This window comes from Candidatus Dependentiae bacterium (assembly GCA_013821315.1).
Lineage (GTDB): Bacteria > Babelota > Babeliae > Babelales > Babelaceae > JACDHA01.
On record JACDHA010000026.1, the window covers coordinates 1 to 21,636 of the forward strand.

A 21,636-nucleotide genomic window follows, 5' to 3' on the forward strand; every position below is an offset into this window, starting at 1 on the left:
AAAATTAATTCACTTGAAGCTCGTATACAAATTCTCTCAGACGAGCAGCTTGCTTTTAAAACCAACGAGTTTAAAGAACAAATAGAGCGTGGTAGAACTCTAAACGATATTTTGCCAGAAGCTTTTGCCGTAGTGCGTGAAACTGCGCGTCGCAAACTTAATCAACGCCATTACGATGTACAGCTTATCGGTGGTATGGTTCTTCATAATGGCACTATAGCTGAGATGAAAACTGGAGAAGGAAAAACCTTAACAGCAACGTTAGCGCTGTATCTTAATGCTTTGTCTGGCAAAGGCGCTCACTTGGTAACCGTAAACGATTATTTGGCTCGTCGTGATGCTGAATGGATGAGCCCTGTGTATAATCACTTGGGTATGTCGGTAGGTATTATTCAAAACTCCATTCCTGACTCTGAGCGTAAAAAAATCTACCAATCAGATATTGTGTATGCAACTAATAATGAGCTTGGTTTTGATTATCTACGAGATAACATGAAATTTAGGCTTGAAGACTACGTGCAACGTGAGCTTAATTACGCAATAGTCGATGAAGTGGATTCTATTTTAATTGATGAAGCACGTACACCGTTAATTATTTCCGGCTCTTCTGATGAAAGCAGCAGGCTTTATTCTGATGCTAATAGAGCTATGCATAGCCTTGTCAAAGATGTTGATTATGAAGTAGATGAGAAAGCTCGTTCGACACAGCTTACTGAGTCGGGTAACGATAAAGTTGAGTCATTTTTTGGTGTTAAAAACTTGTACGCTCTTGATCATATTAAGCTTGTGCATCATGTTAACCAAGCGCTTCGTGCTCATGCGCTGTTTAAAAGTGACGTTGATTATGTAGTTAAAGACGATCAAGTATTGATAGTTGATGAATTTACCGGTCGTATTTTGCCTGGTAGACGCTATAGCGACGGATTGCATCAAGCATTAGAGGCTAAAGAAGGCGTTAAAATAGAACGTGAAAGCCAAACATTAGCTTCTATTACCTTACAAAATTACTTTAGATTATATGGCAAGCTTGCAGGTATGACAGGTACAGCAGTAACGGAAGCTGAAGAATTTCATAAAATTTATAAGCTTGATGTTATAGCTATACCAACAAACAAAGATATGATCCGTAAAGATAAACAAGATCTTATCTTTTTAAGTAAAAATGCAAAATATAAAGCTATAGTAGAAGATATCAAAGAAAGACACTCAAAAGGGCAACCAGCACTTATAGGTACTATAGCCATTGAGACCTCTGAGCTTTTAAGCATGATTCTTACTGCTAATGGTATACCGCACGAAGTGTTGAATGCTAAAAACCATGCTCGTGAAGCAGAAATTGTAGCTCATGCTGGTGAAAAAGGTCGTGTAACGATTGCTACCAATATGGCTGGTCGCGGTACTGATATTAAATTAACTGATGAATCTCGTGCAGCAGGTGGTCTGTATATTTTAGGTACTGAACGGCACGAAAGCCGTCGTATTGATAATCAGCTACGTGGTCGTGCAGGTCGTCAAGGAGATCCAGGCGAATCTCGCTTTTATATATCACTTGAAGACGATTTAATACGTATATTTTCTCCTGGTGATACCATTAAGAAGCGTATGCAAATGCTTGGTATGACTGAAGATGAAAATATTGAGTCAACATTTATCTCTAAGCGTATAGAAGATTCTCAAGAAAAAGTTGAAAAACATAATTTTGACATTAGAAAACACTTACTTGAATATGATGATGTACTTAACCAACAGCGTACTATTGTGTATCGTATACGACGTGAAGTACTTGAAGGTGATGCACGTATTACAGAACTTGTACGTCTAATGATCTCAGACGCAGTAAGCGATCTTATGCATACTCTTGTACCATCTAAAGGTGCTAAGGCTGAAGAAATAGCTGAGTTTACTAAATCGCTTGCTCAAATGGTTAATACTACACCAGAGCAACTTGAAGCATTGCCTTTTTATAAAGCCAAAAATCTAATTCATTTACAAGACGATTTAGTTGAGTATCTGTTACAACGTTACGAAGCACCAGGCGGCGAGACTGTAGATCAGCATAAACTAGCAATGCTGCAAGATGCTCATAAATGGTTGATGCTTGAAACTATTGATCAAGCTTGGAAACAACATATGCTGAATCTTGATCACCTTAAAGAAGGGATTAGTTTACGTAGTTGGGGTCAAAAGAATCCACTTATTGAGTATAAACGTGAAGCCTTTGGTATGTTTGAAGACATGCTTCGTCAAGTGCGTGCTGAAGTGGTACACCATGTGTTCCATCTCAATGTAGACCATTTTAATCATGCTGAACTTGAAAGAAAACGTGAGCAAGAGCTTGAGCATCTTCATCTGACCGGCCCAGAGGAACCAGAAGGTGACCATCATCATGATCATGAGCACGAACAAGCTCAATCAGATAAAACAGGTCGCAACGAAGATTGTCCCTGTGGATCTGGTAAAAAATATAAAAAATGCTGTGCTAAGTAAGGGATACTACAACTAATCTTAGACAAGAAAAACTTAAAAAGGGAGGCCAAAAGCCTCCCTTTTTAACTGTCTGGTTATGTTTTTTGTTATATTCTTGGTTTTTTATGTGCTTGTAGTTGCTCATATTCTTTTTCTAGCGCAGCAACTTCAGTAAGTGCTTGAGCTAATTGGCTTGTAAGCTGTTGGTTTTCAGCTTGCAGTGTCTCAGGTGACAATTGAGTATTAGCTTGAGCAGTGTGTAGTTGCGCTGTTAATGCCTGGTACTCCCTTTGGAGTTCTTCTTGTTGTTTTTTAAGCTGAGCATTACTTTGCTGCGCTTTTTCTTTACGCTCTTGGCATGCAGGGTCATTAGTTGCGCACGTTTCTAAGTGTTCTTTAATATTAGCCTGTTCTTGCGTAAGATACTGCTCATTTTTATTAAGCGTTATAAGTCTTTGTTGTAGCCATTGTGCATATATACGATCAGCTGCTTTAAATTCAGCAGTGTCTTGTGCGTATTTATGCAGTAAGCCTTGCACAAAGTTTGTGGCATCATATTTTTCTACAGGGTCTTCTAGCTTATCAATTGCATTCAATATAAGTTGAAAATTAGATCCTGTAGGCCTGCTATCCCACTGTAGGAGGGCATCAGTATAGTGTTTATACTGGTTGCTAGTTTTGGTTTGAACTGCTGTATGTGGCTGGCTTGGCGTCTGCGCTGCATGAGCTCTTGGCAGAGTGATGCCTAAAGCTAGTAGCTGCTCTTGCTTTTGCTCTTGTTCATAAGGAGTTAAGCTTGCATAGGCAGCTGCTAAGTGATTTACTGCTTGAGCTGATCCTTGGGATGTAAAATAATGATCAAGTGCTACGTCAAAATCACTTAGATACTGATTCATACTTAAGGTTAGTGAAATAATACTAACACTAAGAAGCATGCTATATTTGTATATATTCATAATTTTCCTTTTAGATAGTTTTTTTTGCTGTTGCTATAAGTTCTCTAAGCTCTGCTTTGCGTAGCTCTAACTGTTGTAACTGCTCTTTAATACGATTGTTAGCACTTGCAAGTAGGCTTGTTATGCGTAGGTCACGAGATTGTGCACTAGTACTTGGTAGGTTTATTTGAGTTTGCAATTTTTGAGTTTGAGTTTTAAGCTGGGCAATTATTTCTCTAATAGCTGCATTTTCTTTTTGCACATCTTTAGTTTCAGTTTTTATCTGATTTTCGTTTTGTCTAGCTACAACTAATTTTGCTTCTAGTTCTTTGTTGGCTACTTTTAGTTGATCTAAAAGAGTCAATTGAGCTTCAACTTGACTTGCCATTTCATCTGAGCTTAGTAGGGTAGATGTTGGAGTAGGGGTACTTAAAGGTGTACTGGTCTTTTGTGTTGCAGGTTGCGCGGTTTGAGTTTGCTGTACGGGCTGAACTGTATCTTGTTCTATGCCAGGAATAGTCATGTTAGCTATTTTAAGTTCATAGCGTGCCATTCTTTGTTCGTTTTCACTAAGATCGTAATAGTTAGCAGCAGCTTCATGCTCGTCATGTGTTGCTACAGCTGTTCTAAATCTTTTTAAACTATTACTTGCTACCATTGCATGCGTTGTAGGCATAAAGCTTACAAAAGCACTCAGTAGTAATGCGAGCGATAAAACTATCTTTTTCATAAGTCGTCCTTTTTATTATTAAACAGCCTTTTTGGTAGCGGCTATTTTTTGTTTAAGTGATTTAAAGTTTTTTAATTTAGGGTCATTTTCATAGACTTCTTCAGGGATATTCTTAAAGGGCTCAAACAGTGTGTCTAAAAACAAGAGTGCTTTTTGAGCATATGTTTGATCTTTATTTTTTATATTTTCAATGATAGGCATAACTCTTTGTGCTCGAGCCTCTACTCTGTTTGCCACATTAAAACGGTTCGCTGATTGCTCAAGTGATTTATTTAAATTTTGAGCTTCTGCTATTATTTGGTTGTTTGTTGAGTTTGAAAGCCAGGTATCAAAAGCATTGCTGGCGAAATAGTTACCAACAGGCTGATATCTACTAGGCTGTTCTGCGCTTGCACTAGCAGGTAGTGTTTGCTGAATTTTTTTAGCTAAAAGAGCAACTTGACTTTGTAGTTCATCAACCTCTTCTTGTTGTAGAGCTAATGCTTTTTCTTGCTTTACAAAGTAAGTGTCATTTTCTGATTTGTCTTCAAGCATTAAGGTTATTGCTTGATTTAAAATTTTTTTATCTTTATCAATTTCTAGCTTTGTGCTATTTAATTGCTTTATCTCTTCTGGTGATAATTCTTCTTTAGGAATATTGTTAACCATAGTGTCAAATCTACTTTGTAAAGTATGTAATTCTTGTTGTTGTTTTTCTAGTCTTTCCTGTTGCGCTTTAAAGTGGGCAGCATTAGCTTCTTTACGCTCTAATGTGTTTTTCAGAGCCTTACTAAGAGTCTCTTGATAAGCATCTACTTTTTGTTGTGCATTAGGTATCTTAGATGGGTTTTGGTGAGCTTCTTGTGCTGCTTGCTGTGCCATTAGGTGAGCTAGTGGTAACTGATCTTCACTTACTTGAGGAGCAGCCCCAGCGCTTATATAGGTTGGTTTTATCTCAGTTGTTCCACTGCCATTACTATCAGTATTCGATACTGTTTGTGGTATCTGTTTATCTAGAGCTGGTTGCTCATTCATTACGATAGAATCAGAAATTACACTAGAATCAGATTGAGTTTGTACTGGATCAGTCTTAGTCAACTCTACTTGAATAATAGGCGATTCTTGCAGTTCTTCTACAGTATTATTAGCTAGAGCTAGAGCATCAAGTTGTTCTTGTAGTGTAGTAACTTGTTCTCGTTGTTTTTCCTCTAAAGAAGTAAGTTGATTGATCTTGTCTGTAGATAGCGCTTGCAGTTCATATATTTTTTGCTGAGCCGTATATGCTTTTTCAGGAGCAGTTTGAGCATCTTGTACTGCTTGTTGAGCAGCTAAGCGTGCTTGTTCAAAATCTTGCTCTGCTGTTTGACTAGGCTTTAGACTACTTGTATTACTAGCAGTTTTTTCTTTTTGAAATTGTGCGATAAGCTCTTGTGCTTGTTTAAACTCTTGCTGTACAAGTTGTAGCTCTTCTGTTTTTATTTGGCTAAGTCTTGCATTCTCTTGACTTAAAATTCTATTTTGCTCTTGGCCATATATAAGTTTAGCTTGTAAGGCATCCAGGTGTTTAAGCATCTCGGCTTGTTGAACTTTAAGTTCTTGAACTTCTTGAGCCTCAACAGGGGTTCTTTTTAGTTGTGTTTCTAGCGAGCTTACGCGCCCTTGTTCAAGTTGTATTTTTGTTTGAAGAGCATGTACTAATTGTTGATTTGTTACTTGATCACGGGCTATTTGTTCTTGTGCTTGAGAAACTTGTTGTAACAGTGCATGACGTTGTGCTTCTAGGGCTGCTTTTTGCGCCTGAGCTTGAGCTTGTAGTTGAGCACGTTCTTCTTGAACTGCTTTTTGTGTAGCTTGGGCAATACGCTGCTCTCTATTTTTATCTGTTTCTACAGTTCTTTTTTTATAGAGTTCAAGTTCATTAGTTGCGCGTTGTGCTGTTGCACGTGCTTCTTGAGCTTGTTGAGCATGTTGCTCAGCTCTACGCTTAGCATCTAAGGCCAGATTAGTATAATTACGTGTTAAGATTTCTTGATACGTTGCTCTTTTATGTGCAAAAAAAGCCTGTCTCTGTGCTTCATTTTTTTTCATGAGCGATCTACGTAAAGCTTGCCGAGAAAGTGGCCTTCTGCGACTTTGACGTCTGTTTGGGCGTTTGTTTATTTTGTTTTGTCTGTACCCGTTTAGGGCAATGCCATAAGTTTTACGACGAGCCATATTGGGAGCAGTTTGTGCATATAATAGAGTTACGCTATTTGTGCATACAAGTGTTAATACTATATAAGATACTACGTTATAGAACACGTTCATAGGTTTCCCTTTTTTTGATAATGGAGGCTCATTCACCTTAGGGTGATTAATTGCCTTTGTGTATGGAGCAGCTTTAGTCTGAACCTAAACTTTTACTCTGTTATTTGTTGACTGACTGTTGTAAGTACGCAACCTATGCAGATACTCACTAGAGTTAGCTGAGATACTTTATAGATTTTTATATTAAGGGTGAAGGCAATTATTGAGAACTTCAAATTATATTATATATCATTATTATATACTAAATAATAATTAATTTCAATAAAACTTTATAATAGAATATTAAATTAGCCCTAGATTAGACTCATAAAAGACTTTAGGCAAACAAAAAGCCCAGGTTTTACCCTGGGCTTTGCATTAAATACTGTTTAATTTATAGTTTGTCTGCTTCGAATTTTAACTCGCGATTAGGATCTTCTGAGTCACTGTTATTGGTATCCTTTGAAGGAAGTACTGGTGCAGATTTGGTAGCATTTGCAAGCTTGCTTTTAGCCCAGTTCCATGCGCGCCCTAATACAGTAGGCTTTTGGATTTGCTGTTGATCATCTGTTGCTGTTCGCAGAATATCATCAACTTTTCTATCTTCTTCTGTGAGAGCTGTGCCCAAACCATTTGAGTTATTGTTAGCTTCATCAGGTTTTATTATTCCTTCTAACGCAACATATTTTTCTTGAGGAGCTTCAGTCTGAGCTTGTGCAGCTGGCTGAGTCGCGTTTGGGTCAACTACAGGTGCTGAAATGCTTTCTTTTTCATCTGCTAAGTCAAGACCTTCCTCTTGGCTTACTTGAGTAGCTTGGCGTGCCGACTTGTTTTTTTCTTGCTCAATAAATGAGTTATAAGCTGCTACCTGGTTTTTTAATCCCCTAAGCTCACTTAAACGCTCATCGTCTATAGAAAGGGTTTCGGGTAAATTTAAGCTTTTTTCTAGAAGCTTTATTGCTTTTTCAGCAAGTTCTGGGGTACCAGTTTTTATTTTATTTGTAAAAGGAGCAAGCCTTTTACCGCGACGCTCTGCGCCTTCTAAAGTCTTTAGAGCGCTATCCTTGTTAAGCTGAACACTTAATAGTCCTGCATCAGATTTTATTTGCTGATCAGTTCTTGATAAAAGCCATGCATCAAAACCAGCATCAGTAAGTGTTAACTGTTTTTCTCTGATGTTAAAATACACAGGCTCAAGCTCTTTTTTAGCCGAACCATTGCCATTACTATTGCTTATAGGTGTTACTGGTTCTTTATCATCATCTTGAGGTTGTTGCTCTGGAGTTGCACTAGGTAAAACCATAGGTTGAATAACTATCGTAGCTTCAGGATCCGTAGCTGATTCTGACTGCACAGGTGTTCTTATTTCTTCTAACGCTGGTTCTTCTGATATTACAGGTTGTTGTTTATCTACCTGTATTCTGTGTATTACTAATTCTTCTTCATCGTCAGAATTAGAAGTGTCTAAGTTTTGTTGCTCTGGCAAAATAACTGCTGGTTCTACGTGTTGTACTTGAGCTTGTTGCTCTAGGCTTACATTAGGTATAACCACAGGTTGAATAACTATCGTAGCTTTAGGCTCCGTAGCTGGTTCTGATTTTGACTGTACAGGTGTTATTATTTCTTCTAAAATTGGTGTTGCAGGTAATGTAGAATCAGGAGAATTAGAAGTGTCTAAATCTTGTTGCGCTGGCAACATAACTTCTAGTTCTATTGGTTGTACTTGAGCTTGTTGCTCTAGGCTTACATTAGGTATAACCACAGGTTGCATAACTATCGTAGCTTCAGCGTCTGTAACTGGTTCAGATTCTGACTGTACAGGTGTTATTATTTCTTCTAAAATTGGTTCTGCAGGTAATTCAGAATCAGTAGAATTAGAAGTGTCTAAATCTTGTTGCTCTGGTATGATAACTTCTGGTTTTACTTGTTCATAGTTATCATCTGCAGCTTTAAGTTTTTCACTTAATCTATGAATTTCTGCTTGATTGTCTTCTAAACAGTTACTATCAGTTGTCTTTTGAGCTACTTGTTCAAAAGCATCTTTGTACTCAGTAAGCTTTATCTGAGCATCAAGCAATGCTTCAGGGCTAGCATCAGCAATTTGTGCTGCTTGTTGAGCTGCTTGTTTAGCTTGCTCTAGTGCTGCTTGGCTTGTTTTATAAGCAGTTTGCTCATGAGCTTCTTCTTGCTCTAATTCATTTTGCGCGTTTTGGGTGAATTCTGCAGTTTGTGTAAACTGATCGCGTAACGCTTTTGGGCTTTCAGCTTTTGCTTCTCTAAGCTTTGTATATTCTTGCTGTAAGTTATCAAATTGAGCTTGTCCGTAAGCAAGCTTAGTGTTCAAAGCGTTTATGTGGTTAAGCATTTCAGTTATTTGATGCTTAAGCTCTTGAGTTTCTTGTGTTTGAGCAGCTGTTCTTTTAGGCTCTGTCTCTAATGAGCTTAAACGGCCTTGTTGCAACTGAGCAGCCATCTTAAGATCATGTATCTCACGAGCATAGCGTGCTTGATTGGTTGCTACTTGCGTTTGAACTTGAGCAAGTTGTTGTGCTAATGCATGACGTTGTGCTTCTAAAGCAGCTTTTTCTCTTTCTGCTTGAGCCAGTACACGAGCACGTTCTTCTTGAGCTGCTTTTTGTGTAGCTTGTGCTATACGTTGCTCAATATCTTTATATGTTTGAGAATGTTTTTTGCATAATGTAAGTTCGTTAGTTGCACGTTGTGCTGCTGCACGCGCCTCTTGAGCTTGGTTATTATGCTGTTGAGCTCTATTTCTAGCATTTATAGCGCGGTTTGTATAGTTACGAGCTAAAGTTGCTTGTTGGGCTGCTCTATTACGTGCAAAAGCTGCGCGATTTTGAGCAACATTTTTTTTAATTGTTGATCTGCGTAGTGCTTGACGAGAAAGAGGTTTTCTACCATTTTGACGTCGTGATTGACTAGATCTTTTAGTGCTTCTGCCGCGTTGCTGATGAGCTTTTAATGCAATACCATAAGCTTTACGACGTGCTAAATTGTGAGCAACTCGTGCACCTAATGGCGCTACGCCACTAATGCATACAAGAAATGCTAATGAGTAAGTTAAGAAATTATATAATGACTTCATAAGTGTCCCTTAAGTAAGTTAGAATGTTATACCTACTTTCCCCCAAACAGTCCATCGTTCAATAGCACTATTAATTGGTCTTGAGGTAAATTCCCAAGAGCCACCAATGGCTGCAAAACAAGGACAATCTGATTCCCGGCGATAACCTAAAGATGCGTATGCGGTGTGAGAGATAACTGCCGGGTGAGCTGCAGATTCAAAGTCGATAGCACAATCTGTAACATTTACATAGCTTTGATCGAACTGAACTGTTGCTCGCGGAAAATTGTCTTTTATTGTACGGGCCTGGTTTGTCCCCCCTAAACCCGTTGCGGCTTTTAGACCTACATTATTTAATATATCACCATTATTAATAATTTCAACCGCTTCCGATTGGCGAACATACAAGTTGAAACCAAATTCGGCTACAAAGGTGCTATTCTCTAGAATATACGTTGCTAAAACAGCAGAGTTTATATTTGCAGAAAAGTGAGGATGAACACGCATACATTTAGAAAAAACGTTAATTCCGGAAGTGCCACTCGCGGTCAATTTATTATCAAATGCAATCGAAGCCTCTTCAGGACCGTTATAAGTTTCCATGTAACGGCTAAAGGGCTTTCCAATTAAATCAAACGACCGGAATTGATTGTTGTAAAACAAGTATTGAGTATTGGTATCTAAAAAAAAGCCTACATGTAAGTGGCCTTGCCTATATGTTTTAAATCCTATACTATTACCTGCTATAACACCAAAATGACCGTTGTTACCAATAATGGGCTCAAAAACATATTTATTTTTAACATAACTACCCGTAGGAATAATAATGCCAAAATATGAATTCAAACTGCAGTGTTCTGCACGTGGATCTGGGTAGGTAATGCTCGTGTAGCCAATTTTTAGTTCAATATCAGCTAGTCCCCATTTTTCAAGGCGGCAGCGGTTATCTATTTTGCCGTAAAGCCAATTTTTTTGTGCAAATGCTTCTTTTACGCTTCCTACTACGGGGCTACCATCAAGACCAAGTTGATCGGTTATGGGGCCGCCACCATCATTTATAATATCTTCTACAAGGCATATACTGTTTTGTACTCGCTCAATAGGTGCTGAAGCTTCAAACCAAAAAGCAGTTGATCCGTCACATTTAGCCGTCAGCCGCTGCTTATAAGTAAGACCAATACCAAATACTTTTTGCTCAGGGTAGAAGCATACGCTACTTAAAAAGTTTTTATTTACTGTGCGGATATTAAAATGGGTTGCATCAACATCTTTTGCAGGATCATTATCTTGGGTTGCAAAGGGTTCATCAGTTTCATTTGAAGGGTTAAATTCTTTAAAGTTAAGACAATTAGTCCCGCAGCCACCAGGCAAAAAGAAACGAGCTATTTTAAGTGAACCATCTGTTGTAGTTTCACTGCCAAATAAAACTGCTTGAAAAGCAGAGCTTTTAACCTCAGGTGATTGATTTAATAGTCCATTTCTAAATAAGGCAATACGTTCAGGACGCCAAGATTCAAAGTGTGGTGGCACTGAAAAGAAGGTGTGGCTAGTAACATTGACGGCATTACTTGTAGTAGCACTTATGAGAGCTACAGCGACAAGCGCTAATTTTTTCATACTAAAACTCCAAGGTTAAATAAAGATAACTAGGTTCACTTGTACCATGAGTGTCTAAATCTTGTCAATAAGCCATGAGCGCTTAGTGTTTTGATTTATTTGAAAATATGTGTCAAATTTAGATAAAACTACAGCATATATTTATAAAATTGGGTGAACTAGTATGTTTAATCGTGTTAAGGGTACTCAAGACTTTTTAGACTTAACTCTTTTTAATTTTTTTCTTTCTTCTTTAAAAAAACATTTAGGTACCTATAATTTTACCGAAATCAAAACACCTATTTTAGAACCAACAGATCTTTTTAAGCGTTCTTTGGGTACTGAAACGGATGTTGTTACTAAAGAAATGTATACCGTCAATACTGGCTCAGATAGTGAATCTATTTGTTTACGACCAGAAAACACAGCAGCTATTGTGCGAGCTTTTGTTAATAATGGTATACAAGTTACTCCGTGGAAAGTCTTTGAGTGGGGTGCTATCTTTCGTCATGAACGCCCTCAAAAAGGACGTTATCGTGAATTTCATCAAGTAAGTATCGAAATTATTGGCTCCAACTCAGTCAGTCAAGATGCTCATTTTATTAAAATGTTAGATAGGTTTTTTGCCGAAGTTCTTCAAATTGATACTATAGCGCTCTTGATTAACTTTCTAGGCTGCGCTCAAGATAGGATTAATTTTAAAAATGTATTACATGACTTTTTAAGCTCCGTTGAGCAGGGCATCTGTGCAACATGCACTGAGCGTAAAGAAAAAAATGTTATGCGTGTGTACGATTGCAAAAATCCTCAGTGCCAAGAGTTGTATACACAAGCTCCTGCTTTAGCTGATTATCTGTGTCCTGCATGCAGCCAAGAATGGATAACGCTCAAGCATACTCTTGAAGCACTTTCAGTATCCTATTCGTATGCACCTCGTTTAGTGCGTGGGCTTGATTATTATGGTAAAACAGTGTTTGAATTTGTGAGCGTTTCTCTGGGGGCCCAGAATGCTGTTTGTGGCGGTGGTCGTTACAATCAATTAGTTAAAGATATTGGTAGCAAAGAGGATCACCCATCAATAGGCGTAGGTATTGGCATTGAGCGGGTACTCTTACTGTTAGAAAATCAAAAAGAAAAACTTGCTCTTTCTAGCTTGCCACCATTGCATGTTATTATACCCTTTGAGCAAGAGCAATATGCGAGCGCTTTATTGCTTGCCGATGAACTACAAGCAAATAATTTAAGAACTGATATATTGCTTGAAGATGAATCAGTTAAAAGCATGATGCGTAAAGCAAACAAGCTTGATGCTCAGTACGTATTGTTAATTGGCCCAGATGAACAAGCCCAACAAGTGGTAACAGTAAAAAACATGAGTGCAAGCACCGAGCAGCGCATTGCCCATAAAGATTTAGTAAGCTATTTGCTGGCAGCTCATAAAGCTTAAATTAGCGCGTTAATAAATCTAGTAATGGATGGCGTAAAAAATAAAACAGAACTGCTACAAACATAAGTGCATCTAGCCTGTCAAGCAAGCCACCATGCCCTGGCAGCAGGACTCCTGAGTCTTTAAGTCCTGCTCGGCGCTTTATATAAGATTCAAATAAATCTCCTGCTAGAGCAGTGCTAGAGATAAGTGCTGCCAGTAGAGCTAAAGTGGTATAATTTTTGTAATAATTTTGTGTATAAAAAAAGCTTACAGTTACTAAGAAAGTTGCACAGTAACCCCCTGCAAACCCTTCCCAAGTTTTACCAGGGCTGACTGTGGGTATAATAGTATGTTTGCCAAATAACTTGCCCGCTATGTAAGATCCTACATCATGAGCAATTACCGTAAGTACCATATAAAGGGCAAGCATTCGTGATACGTGAGTAATAACAAGAAATGCTAAAAAAGGCGCAACAGGATACAATGGCATAAGCGTCCAAAAAGTAATGCTCTTATATGAAAATAACTTTGGCCACTCAGTAAGTATAATAACTACAAGTAGGCCAAGTACTACACTGTTAATAGACCACTGTGGCCCATAGAGGAGTAAACTTAAGGTTAACGGCAACAAAATAAGAGAAGTGTAAATTCTTTTTGTAAGTTCGGTCATTGCTATCCAAAATGTAATACTGTTTGATTTTATAACATACATGCTATAATGAGTGTTTAGACATAGTATAACAGTTTAAAAAGGGAGCCGTATGAAAAAAAAATGTTTGTTTGTTATTTTAGCTGCTTGTTTGGTAGCTGGCATGTATGCAATGGATCAGCAGCCAAATCAAGGCTTAAGGCTTTCCGGTAGTCATGACATGTCTCCTCTAAGTACACCAACTGAGGGAGAAGCACCTGCTGCTTATCCAATACATTACTCAGTACCTTCAGCCAATAATTCCGATAGCAGTAATGTGCCTACGCCAACTGATTTTTCATCCAATAGTTCGGCTCACGTTACTAACGCTGTACGCTATCCTGTTATAGGTGCGCTAGCATTTGGTGTAGCTATAATAGTCCACAAACTTGTTGACTCTTTTTCTAAATAATTTTAAATCTTTGAGGTATTTTTATGAATCGTTATGTTGTTATTTTTTCTGTTGTTAGTTTGCTTAGTGCACATACTAGCATGTATACCATGAATGAATCGTTAATTGATAGTGCTGCAGGGGTAACAGGCACCTATAGTTCAGATACTATGCGCGTTGATTATTCTGTTGTAGATAATAATCTTGAAGCTGTAAAAGACATTACTCCTATACAAGATCAACAAGCTTTTTTTAATAGTCCAGAACCTAAACCCAGCTCTCCTGTTTTAAGCCACAGAGAGAGAAGAATTAAGAGAAGGACTGCAAAGTATACGACCGGTTCTGAAACATTAACACGTAATCTCTCACAAGCTGTTCTAGAAGCTTCTCAAGAGCAAGATGATACGAGCTCAGATTCAGGCAGCAGCTCTAATTCTAATTCAAGTTCTCCTAAACACTCTACAGATAAGCTTGTTGATTTATCAGCGAGCGTTATGCCAGGAACATCCGAAGATAGAAGATTAAAGCTTGCTGTTGCAGCTGAAGCTCGCAGACGTTCTTTGGATGGTTCTAGTTCTGGTGACGAGTATCAACCTCTTATAGGATCACGTGTTCATACTCCAGCTGAATCTCCCGTGAGATCTCGTAAAAATTCTGTTAGTGATACTGATAGTAATACTGCTAAAACAGACATTACTTCAAATTCTAATGGAAACGGTAAAACTGCTTCAGCACCTCAGTCTCCAGCTAAAGAGCTTAAAAAATCATTTGATGCTACTGCTGGTATGGATGACGCTAAATCAGATGCGACAGCAGATACAGCAAAAGAAGGTTCATTCTTTTCAAGTAGATATACTATTGCAACTATAGTAAGCGCAGGAATAGGCGCTGCTGGTTATATAGCGTATAAAATATTTTCGCAATCTAACGATGATGATAATGACGACGAGTAAACTTTACAACAAATAAATTGTAGAGTCTTTTAATTTAGACAAAAAAGATATATGTAGTTTTCTGGTCATGCTAGAAAACTACGTGTATCTTTTTTAACTCCTTAAGCTTTTGATATTGTAAAATTGACGATATATACTAATACTATTGATAGTAGATACTAATAATATTGGCAGAAAGGGCTTTTATGCGCTTTTATAAGTTTTTTTTGATTGCTTTGGTATTATATAGCAGTAATAGTCTTTACAGCATGCACGGCACAGCTAATCAGACACCTTTTGATCAGGTACAGCAAAAGCTTAGTAGCTCTCCATGGTGGTCTTCTTTTGAATATAATTATACCAATAATCAAAATGGATCTACTACTTCAACTGTAAAAGAAAGCTCGTTATTTACTGTTGCTCTAGTAAGCGCAGGAATAGGTGCTGCTGGTTATATAGCGTATAAAATATTTTCGCAATCTAACGATGATGATAATGACGACGAGTAAGATTTACAACAAATAAATTGTAGAGTCTTTTAATTTAGACAAAAAAAGATACACGTAGTTTTCTGGTCATACTAGAAAACTACGTGTATCTTTTTTAAATTTAGTAAGATGCAGTAAACGCATTTTCGATATAGTTTATTGTATAGTCTGTTTGGGTGCCTTCAACAAGAGCAACATCAAAGCGGTATATCATGTCTTGAAAGTTATGTTTGTTGATATACCATAAAGCTGTTGTAACAATTTTGCGTTGCTTTGAAGGCACTATAAGCTCTGAAAGAGAAAATAACGGGTTACGCCTTAATTTAACTTCTACAAAAGCAAGTACTTCTTCTTTACGGGCAATAATATCAATCTCGCCCTGTTTGATTGAGTAATTTTGCTCTAAGATACTAAAGCCCGCTTGTTCTAAAAAGCGGGCAACTAATTCTTCACCTTTTTTGCCTAAGGCTATACGCTCGATACTCATTAAGCTTTTGTTTCTACTTTGGTTGTTGGAACTTGAGCAAGTATTCTGTCTGGTTGCGTACTAGCTATCAGTGGAGCAACTTTGGGTTTAGGCGTAAGTTGTGCTAAGCGAGTTTCTAAAGCTGAAACGCGTTGCTGTTGATTAACTGTGTGGGGTAATACGTTTTCTTTTATATAGGCTAAGCGCTTGTTTGCTGCTGTAAGGGCACCTTCTCGTTTGTTATATTTATACCTGCTAATATAGGTATTAATAACATTGATTTCGCTTTCAAGTATTTTGCTGTAACAACCATCAAGCATATCTTTAATACTTTTAGCGTATTCCGTATCATCTGGATACGTTTTAAGAAACTTTTCACCAAGCTCTATAGTTTTTTGAGTTGGAGCTTGATCTCTGTCTGGGCTAAGTGTAGATAAAAAATAAGCTTTAATACCAATATAACTAGCTTTTTTTGCTTCAGGTGTGCCTGGGTAGAGTGTTTGATATTCTAAAGCGTATTTTTGTGCTGTTTCAAAGTTGCCTAAATCTAGACCTGTTTGAGCTAGTTCTAATGTTGTTATTCGCACAAGCTCAGGATCGCCCCCAAGCGCAAGCATCCGTTCGCCACATTTTAAAAACATATCTTTATCGCCACTTTTTTTGTAGTAGTCTTTTGCCCAAGCGGCTTCTTCAAATGTTTGTTTTGCAACGAGTTTATTTAAAGATTTGCTTAAATCTTCTGAAGCGGTGTGTGTGAGCGAACTTGCTAGTAAAACGCTCAATAATAAATAGATACACATAATAAAATCCCCTAAAAGTAACTATGATCTTTTCTTTAAACTATCACAGATAGTCTAATCGAGCAAGGCGCTCGAGGGGGCTGTAAGAGAGGTAAAAAACAATACTGTAGCTGCTCTTAAGAGACTATGGTATCTTAGTAAATAGAGTGCCATACCAGGAGTTTATATGATACGAAAAAGTTTAGGGCAAATGCTTGTTAATCGCAAACTTTTTACGCCCATTGAAGTAGAAGATTTTATAAAAGCTGCTGAAGATAATCACCAAAATTTAGTTGAATATCTTAAAGCACATAAACTTATTAAAGACGAAGATTTAGCTAAAGCACATGCTGATCAATTTGGTATTAAATATGTTGATAGTATAACCGAAAAGATGGCTGATCCTGAGTTGCTTGCAAAGATACCCCTTAAATTTTTAAGAGAGCATGCAGTAATACCCGTACTTCTTGATGGTCAAATTACTTTAGTAACGGCCGATCCTACTGACTTTCAGCCCCTTGATGAGCTTACGTTGCTGCTCGGTGGTGATACACGTACTATAGTTGCTACACGTAGTTTAATTATCGATGCTATTAATAGATACTATCCTCTAGAGGGTACCAAGCAAATGATCGAAGAGCTTGAAGAAGAGCAACAGATTGCCGAAGGTGCTGTTGATTTAGGTGCTATCGACGAAGCTGATATTTTAGGTGTAGCTAATGAAGCACCTATAATTAAGCTGGTAAATCATATACTGTATCAAGCAGTAAAGCGGGGAGCTTCAGATATACATATCGAGCCTTTTGAAAAGGAAATTCGTGTACGGTACCGTATTGACGGCGTAATGTACCCTGCGTTAACGCCACCAAAACGTGCTCAGTCGGCTTTAATTTCGCGTATTAAAATTATGGCTAACTTAAATATAGCCGAAAAGCGATTACCGCAAGATGGTCGTATTCAGATTAAAATTGCCGATAAAGCTATTGATATTCGTGTTTCTTCGTTGCCTGTGGGTTTTGGAGAACGCGTTGTAATGCGTTTGCTTGATAAAACTAAAACTTTTGGTGCACTAAAAACTCTAGGCTTTAGTGAGCGTGACTATAAAATTATAGAGTATAGTATCACGCAACCTAACGGGATTATGCTTATTACTGGCCCTACTGGTTCAGGTAAAACATCCACACTTTATTCTATTTTAAGTCAGCTTAATACGTCAGAAGTTAATATTGTAACCGTAGAAGACCCCGTTGAGTACCAAATGCAGGGTATAAGCCAAGTGCAAGTACGTGAAAAAGTAGGTCTTACTTTTGATGCTGCATTACGTTCTATTTTACGTCAAGATCCTGATATAGTTATGATCGGAGAAACACGTGACAAAGAGACTGCTCAAATTGCCATTCAAGCGGCGCTGACTGGACATTTAGTGTTAAGTACGTTGCATACCAATAGCGCTGCTGCTTCAATTACGCGTCTTATTGATATGGGTATCGAGCCCTTTTTAATTGCTTCAACGGTAACTTCGGTTGTTGCTCAACGACTTGTGCGTAGGTTATGCGAAGTATGCAAAAAGCCGTATAAGCCAGAGCTTGATGTTCTTAAGCGTATTGGTATTACAGCGCAAGAGGCAAAAACTATCACTTTTTATCAACCAGTTGGGTGCGAAAATTGTTCTAACACAGGCTATAAAGGTCGACTAGCTATTTTTGAAATCATGGTACTGTCGGGTCGTGTAGCTCATTTAGCTATGGAACGTTCTGATACGGCTATAATCCAAGCGGAAGCAGTTAAAGAAGGCATGACGTTACTTGTGCAAGATGGTGTTCGCCGCATAAAGCAGGGCATCACTACGCTTGAGGAAGTACTAGCTGTTGCTGCATCAACTGAAATTATGGGTGCCTAAAGCGTGAAAACTAATGTGTATGGCATAAGCTTATTGGAAGTTACTCTAAGTGTTTCTGTGTTACTGCTTATTGTAAGTCTTAGTATGCCCCTTTTTGTTATGCATAATCGTTTATTTGTTAAGGCTGAACTTGAAAATATCTATGGCCTTATGCTGTATCTGCAGCGTAAGGCCTCTGTTGAGCAACAAATACAAACGCTTATACTTGATGTAAAAAAGAGCAGCTATAGAGCGCATGGTGAGTATACTAAGCTTGCTCGAGATGTTGTTTTTGCTCAACCTGCTTTTATAACAGATAAAAATACTCAGTTTAAAGGTTTTGCAAAGTCGAGCACTTTTAAAAATAATACCGTTGTTTTTTATCCTGACGGTACTATTACTTCTGGATCACTGTTTTTAACTGATTCTAAGCACTCCTGTGCGTACGCATTGACCTGTGGTGTGGGTAAGGTAGGGTTTATAAGAAAGTACCGTTATAGTGGCAATAAGTGGGTGCTTTTGTCTTAAACTTGCTCTCGAGCAGTTGCGTTAATTTTCTCATTTCGTACGCTTAATAGTGTAAAATTATGGCACAAATAAATTGAAAGAGAGCAGTGTTTGCTTTTATTAAAACGAGTATACATATACTTGCTGCACTCTGTTTAGGAATTGTAGTAGCACTAACTGCTTTACAAGATGACCTTTGGTTTAAAGATAAACTTCAACAAATGCTGCAACAGAGTTTTGAAGAAATATTGAAAGTACCGGTGCAATGCCAGGTGGCTCAAGTTAATATACTGAGCGGTAAAATAGTTATTGATTCTATTTCTGTTAAGTCAAAAACAACTCAGAGCTCTGAGCAATGGGCTCTTGCGTGTCCTCGTATGACTTTTGAATTTTCTCTTTTTGGCTTACTTGCAAGACATCAAATTGAAGCAGATTTAACGTGGTATAATGTTACTGCCTCTACACAACTTGATGAAAAGTCTCTAGCTCTCGTTGAGCCTTTAAAATTGATTATGCAAGCTCCTTCAATTGTTCCTTTTGAACTTAAAAAATGCTCATTTAAAGCAGCTGTGCTTGATTTATCTAATGAAAAAAATAATACCTATGCTCAGTTGTTTTTTTCAGCTGACTGTCTGTTTATAGATAATAGAGCAAAAACAGTTATAACTTATACCAATGGAACTATTAAGCACCAAGATTGTTTGTATGCACAAAAGATTGCTGGAACAGTATCAGCTGATATAGCAACAACGGACTTGTATGCTCGTATGTTAAAAACACAGCTTACTTTTGAAATACCAGGGTATACCCAACAGCCTAAGCCGTGCTCTTTAATCGGTGTTTATAAGCATACTAAAGGTTTTCTGGAATTTTCTACTGGTGATAAAAAATTATCATGCAAAGTTCACAATATAAGCTCTAGTAACGGTATTATTGCAGCAGATATAACTGCAATGGCAGATGTAGCCCAGTTGGCTGCTTGGGCACCACAACTGTGTGATAAAAAAAGCGGTATTGCTGGTAGTGCCTCTCTAGAATCCTACGTTGAAATTGATGTTCTTAAACATACTATTACTTATAGTGGCCGAGGTGCATTAGAAAAAGCTCGTTATTCTTCTGGTACTCTTGACCGAGCGCAGATAGCTTTTAAAGGTAATCATATGAGCGCCAGTGGTACTTACGAAGTTACTAGTCTTATGGGTATAACAGGTAGTGGTAATTGGAAGGCACATTTACAAGACTTTACTCTTCAAACAGATTTTATGACCACTCAGCCTGTAGCTCTTAGTTCAGGAGTGACTATTAAGCCAGGAGAAGCTCATATAAAAGCTACGCTCAGCAAAGAGGGTATGCTGCATGCAGATTATACCGTTCGTTGTTCAGCTCTAAAAGCAGATCAAGTACATGCTCTTTCGGGTACTCTTAAAGCATATAAAAATATTATAACTTGTACTGGTACGCTCGATGGTTATTCGTATGGGCTCGAAGGTTCTCTTCTGCCATTAAAAATAACTGTTGCTCGTTGTGCCTATGGTCACAGTAAACCTGTCTTAGAGTTTAAAAGAAATTCTCATGGAGATAGTTTAGAGGGCTTTGTTGAGTACAGTTTTATAAAGCGCGCAGTACACCATTTTCTTGGCTATGAGTTGCAAGGTGACGGTGCTTTAGGCTTAAATATAGAATACGATCGGGGCCATATTAGAGGTACTATTAAGCTTCATAAAGGGACCTTGCGTATACCTTCGGTGTATAATATGGTTACTGATTTAACGGGTAGGTTTAATATAGATACTCGCCTACATACTATAGAGGTAAAAGATCTTAATGTAGGATTACATAAAGGATCTGCTTGGAGCTCTCGCTGTGCTTTTTATTTTGATGAAAGTAGTTTGTTGTCTGCTCATATACCTCTAGTGGTGCAAAACTGTTTGGTAAGCTGGAATAAAGAATTTTTTGGTCTTATGTCTGGTTCTTTGAGCATGAGTTACGTAAAAGAAGGTGCTTCATCGTTAAAAGGGTATATTATGCTTGATGATTCTCATTTGCGCAGTAACTTGCTTTCATCTCAAGTGCAAAAAGATTTTGCAGGTAGTGCCGTAAAGCCATTAACTGCTTATACCAACGACAGCACCATAGATCTTTCAATCGATACTAGGCAGCCTATCCATGTAAAAACACCCTTTTTAGATGCGCAAGCACGTGTGCAAATTAAGGTCAAGGGTTCTGTTTTTAATCCAGAAGTTTCAGGTACTATTAATCTTTCAGAAGGAACTTTAGCATTCCCTTATAAGCCGCTGTATATTACTCAAGCAAAAATTTTTATTAGTCCTGACAGTTTGGACGATGCTCGTATTGAACTTACCGCGAAAAATAAAATAAAAAAATATATGGTAACATTGCAAGTTACTGGATCTGTTGGGCAACCAACGATTTCTTTTGAGTCAACACCAAGTTTACAAGAAGAGCAAATTATTACGCTTTTACTTGCTGGCTCTGAAGAAGGATCTCTTTCGCTTGTTATGCCTACAATGATTATGCATAATTTAGAAGATTTATTGTTTGGCCCTGCTGAAAGCTCTTCTAAATTACAACGATCATTTAAAACTATCTTAAAGCCGCTTAAACACATACGTATTATTCCTACGCTTGCCGATCAAAAGGGAGATATACGTGGTGCAGTAGAAATAGATATTAATGATCGTCTACGAGCTACAGTACAAAATAATCTTACTTTGTCAGAAGACACGCAAGTTGAGATTGAATATACTGTATCAGACGATATGAGTGTTCGTGGCATAAAAGATGAACAAGGTAATATCGGTGGTGAAGTTGAAATGCGATGGAAATTTTAAAAGGAGTGGTATATATGAAGATAATATCTTTTCTAAAGCGTGCAGCTTTAGGCACAGTTTTTTGTGGAGTACTTGCAGGTTTTGGTGTCGTTGCTTATGTTATTCATCAAAGTCAAGATACTCAAGCTAAAATTCTTGCAGGTTTAGT

General features: G+C 37.8%; 16 protein-coding genes. 8 read left to right on the top strand and 8 right to left on the bottom strand.

Annotation, left to right across the window (positions count from 1 at the left end):
- A partial coding sequence (secA, locus tag H0X48_05795) for a preprotein translocase subunit SecA (GenBank protein ID MBA3954803.1) occupies window positions 1-2,487 on the top strand: 2,487 nt, incomplete at its 5' end.
- Between the two features lie 86 nt (window positions 2,488-2,573).
- Here secA and H0X48_05800 read toward each other — a convergent pair.
- From H0X48_05800 to H0X48_05820, 5 genes are all read right to left on the bottom strand, one after another.
- Window positions 2,574-3,422: a hypothetical protein gene (locus H0X48_05800; protein ID MBA3954804.1), complete on the bottom strand. Its 849-nt coding sequence runs from the start codon at window positions 3,420-3,422 to the stop codon at window positions 2,574-2,576.
- A gap of 10 nt (window positions 3,423-3,432) precedes the next feature.
- Window positions 3,433-4,131: a hypothetical protein gene (locus H0X48_05805; GenBank protein MBA3954805.1), complete on the bottom strand. Its 699-nt coding sequence runs from the start codon at window positions 4,129-4,131 to the stop codon at window positions 3,433-3,435.
- 18 nt (window positions 4,132-4,149) lie between these two features.
- On the bottom strand, window positions 4,150-6,417 hold the full coding sequence (locus tag H0X48_05810) for a hypothetical protein (GenBank protein MBA3954806.1): 2,268 nt from the start codon (window positions 6,415-6,417) through the stop codon (window positions 4,150-4,152).
- Between the two features lie 373 nt (window positions 6,418-6,790).
- A complete protein-coding gene (locus H0X48_05815) occupies window positions 6,791-9,502 on the bottom strand; it encodes a hypothetical protein (protein ID MBA3954807.1) in 2,712 nt (903 codons plus the stop codon).
- Window positions 9,503-9,520: 18 nt separating this feature from the next.
- Window positions 9,521-11,098, bottom strand: a complete 1,578-nt coding sequence (locus H0X48_05820) for a hypothetical protein (GenBank protein ID MBA3954808.1) — start codon at window positions 11,096-11,098, stop codon at window positions 9,521-9,523.
- Between the two features lie 163 nt (window positions 11,099-11,261).
- On the opposite strand from H0X48_05820, the gene H0X48_05825 reads away from it, so the two are divergent.
- A complete protein-coding gene (locus H0X48_05825; GenBank protein ID MBA3954809.1) occupies window positions 11,262-12,524 on the top strand; it encodes a histidine--tRNA ligase in 1,263 nt (420 codons plus the stop codon).
- Between the two features lies 1 nt (window position 12,525).
- Here the strand turns inward: H0X48_05825 and H0X48_05830 are convergent, their stop codons facing one another.
- Window positions 12,526-13,176, bottom strand: coding sequence for a CDP-archaeol synthase (locus H0X48_05830; protein MBA3954810.1), 651 nt, complete (start codon window positions 13,174-13,176; stop codon window positions 12,526-12,528).
- Between the two features lie 91 nt (window positions 13,177-13,267).
- Between H0X48_05830 and H0X48_05835 the strand changes: the two genes are divergently transcribed.
- The 3 genes from H0X48_05835 to H0X48_05845 all read left to right on the top strand — a co-directional run bounded on the left by H0X48_05835 (window position 13,268) and on the right by H0X48_05845 (window position 15,026).
- Window positions 13,268-13,606, top strand: coding sequence for a hypothetical protein (locus H0X48_05835; protein MBA3954811.1), 339 nt, complete (start codon window positions 13,268-13,270; stop codon window positions 13,604-13,606).
- Window positions 13,607-13,629: 23 nt separating this feature from the next.
- Entirely contained in the window at window positions 13,630-14,538 is a 909-nt protein-coding gene (locus H0X48_05840) for a hypothetical protein (GenBank protein ID MBA3954812.1), read from the top strand.
- A gap of 185 nt (window positions 14,539-14,723) precedes the next feature.
- Window positions 14,724-15,026 carry a hypothetical protein gene (locus H0X48_05845; protein ID MBA3954813.1) on the top strand — a complete coding sequence of 101 codons (303 nt, stop codon included), beginning with the start codon at window positions 14,724-14,726 and terminating at the stop codon, window positions 15,024-15,026.
- 100 nt (window positions 15,027-15,126) lie between these two features.
- Here the strand turns inward: H0X48_05845 and H0X48_05850 are convergent, their stop codons facing one another.
- Window positions 15,127-15,492, bottom strand: a complete 366-nt coding sequence (locus tag H0X48_05850; GenBank protein ID MBA3954814.1) for a YraN family protein — start codon at window positions 15,490-15,492, stop codon at window positions 15,127-15,129.
- Window positions 15,492-16,271 (bottom strand): outer membrane protein assembly factor BamD, encoded by a 780-nt coding sequence (gene bamD / locus H0X48_05855; GenBank protein ID MBA3954815.1) that lies wholly within the window; start codon window positions 16,269-16,271, stop codon window positions 15,492-15,494. The genes H0X48_05850 and bamD overlap by 1 nt, the downstream gene beginning before the upstream one ends.
- Window positions 16,272-16,437: 166 nt before the next feature.
- On the opposite strand from bamD, the gene gspE reads away from it, so the two are divergent.
- From gspE to H0X48_05870, 3 genes are all read left to right on the top strand, one after another.
- On the top strand, window positions 16,438-18,150 hold the full coding sequence (gene gspE, locus H0X48_05860; GenBank protein ID MBA3954816.1) for a type II secretion system ATPase GspE: 1,713 nt from the start codon (window positions 16,438-16,440) through the stop codon (window positions 18,148-18,150).
- A gap of 3 nt (window positions 18,151-18,153) precedes the next feature.
- Window positions 18,154-18,657 (top strand): hypothetical protein, encoded by a 504-nt coding sequence (locus H0X48_05865; GenBank protein MBA3954817.1) that lies wholly within the window; start codon window positions 18,154-18,156, stop codon window positions 18,655-18,657.
- A gap of 86 nt (window positions 18,658-18,743) precedes the next feature.
- Window positions 18,744-21,488 carry a translocation/assembly module TamB domain-containing protein gene (locus tag H0X48_05870; protein ID MBA3954818.1) on the top strand — a complete coding sequence of 915 codons (2,745 nt, stop codon included), beginning with the start codon at window positions 18,744-18,746 and terminating at the stop codon, window positions 21,486-21,488.
- Window positions 21,489-21,636 lie beyond the last annotated feature (148 nt).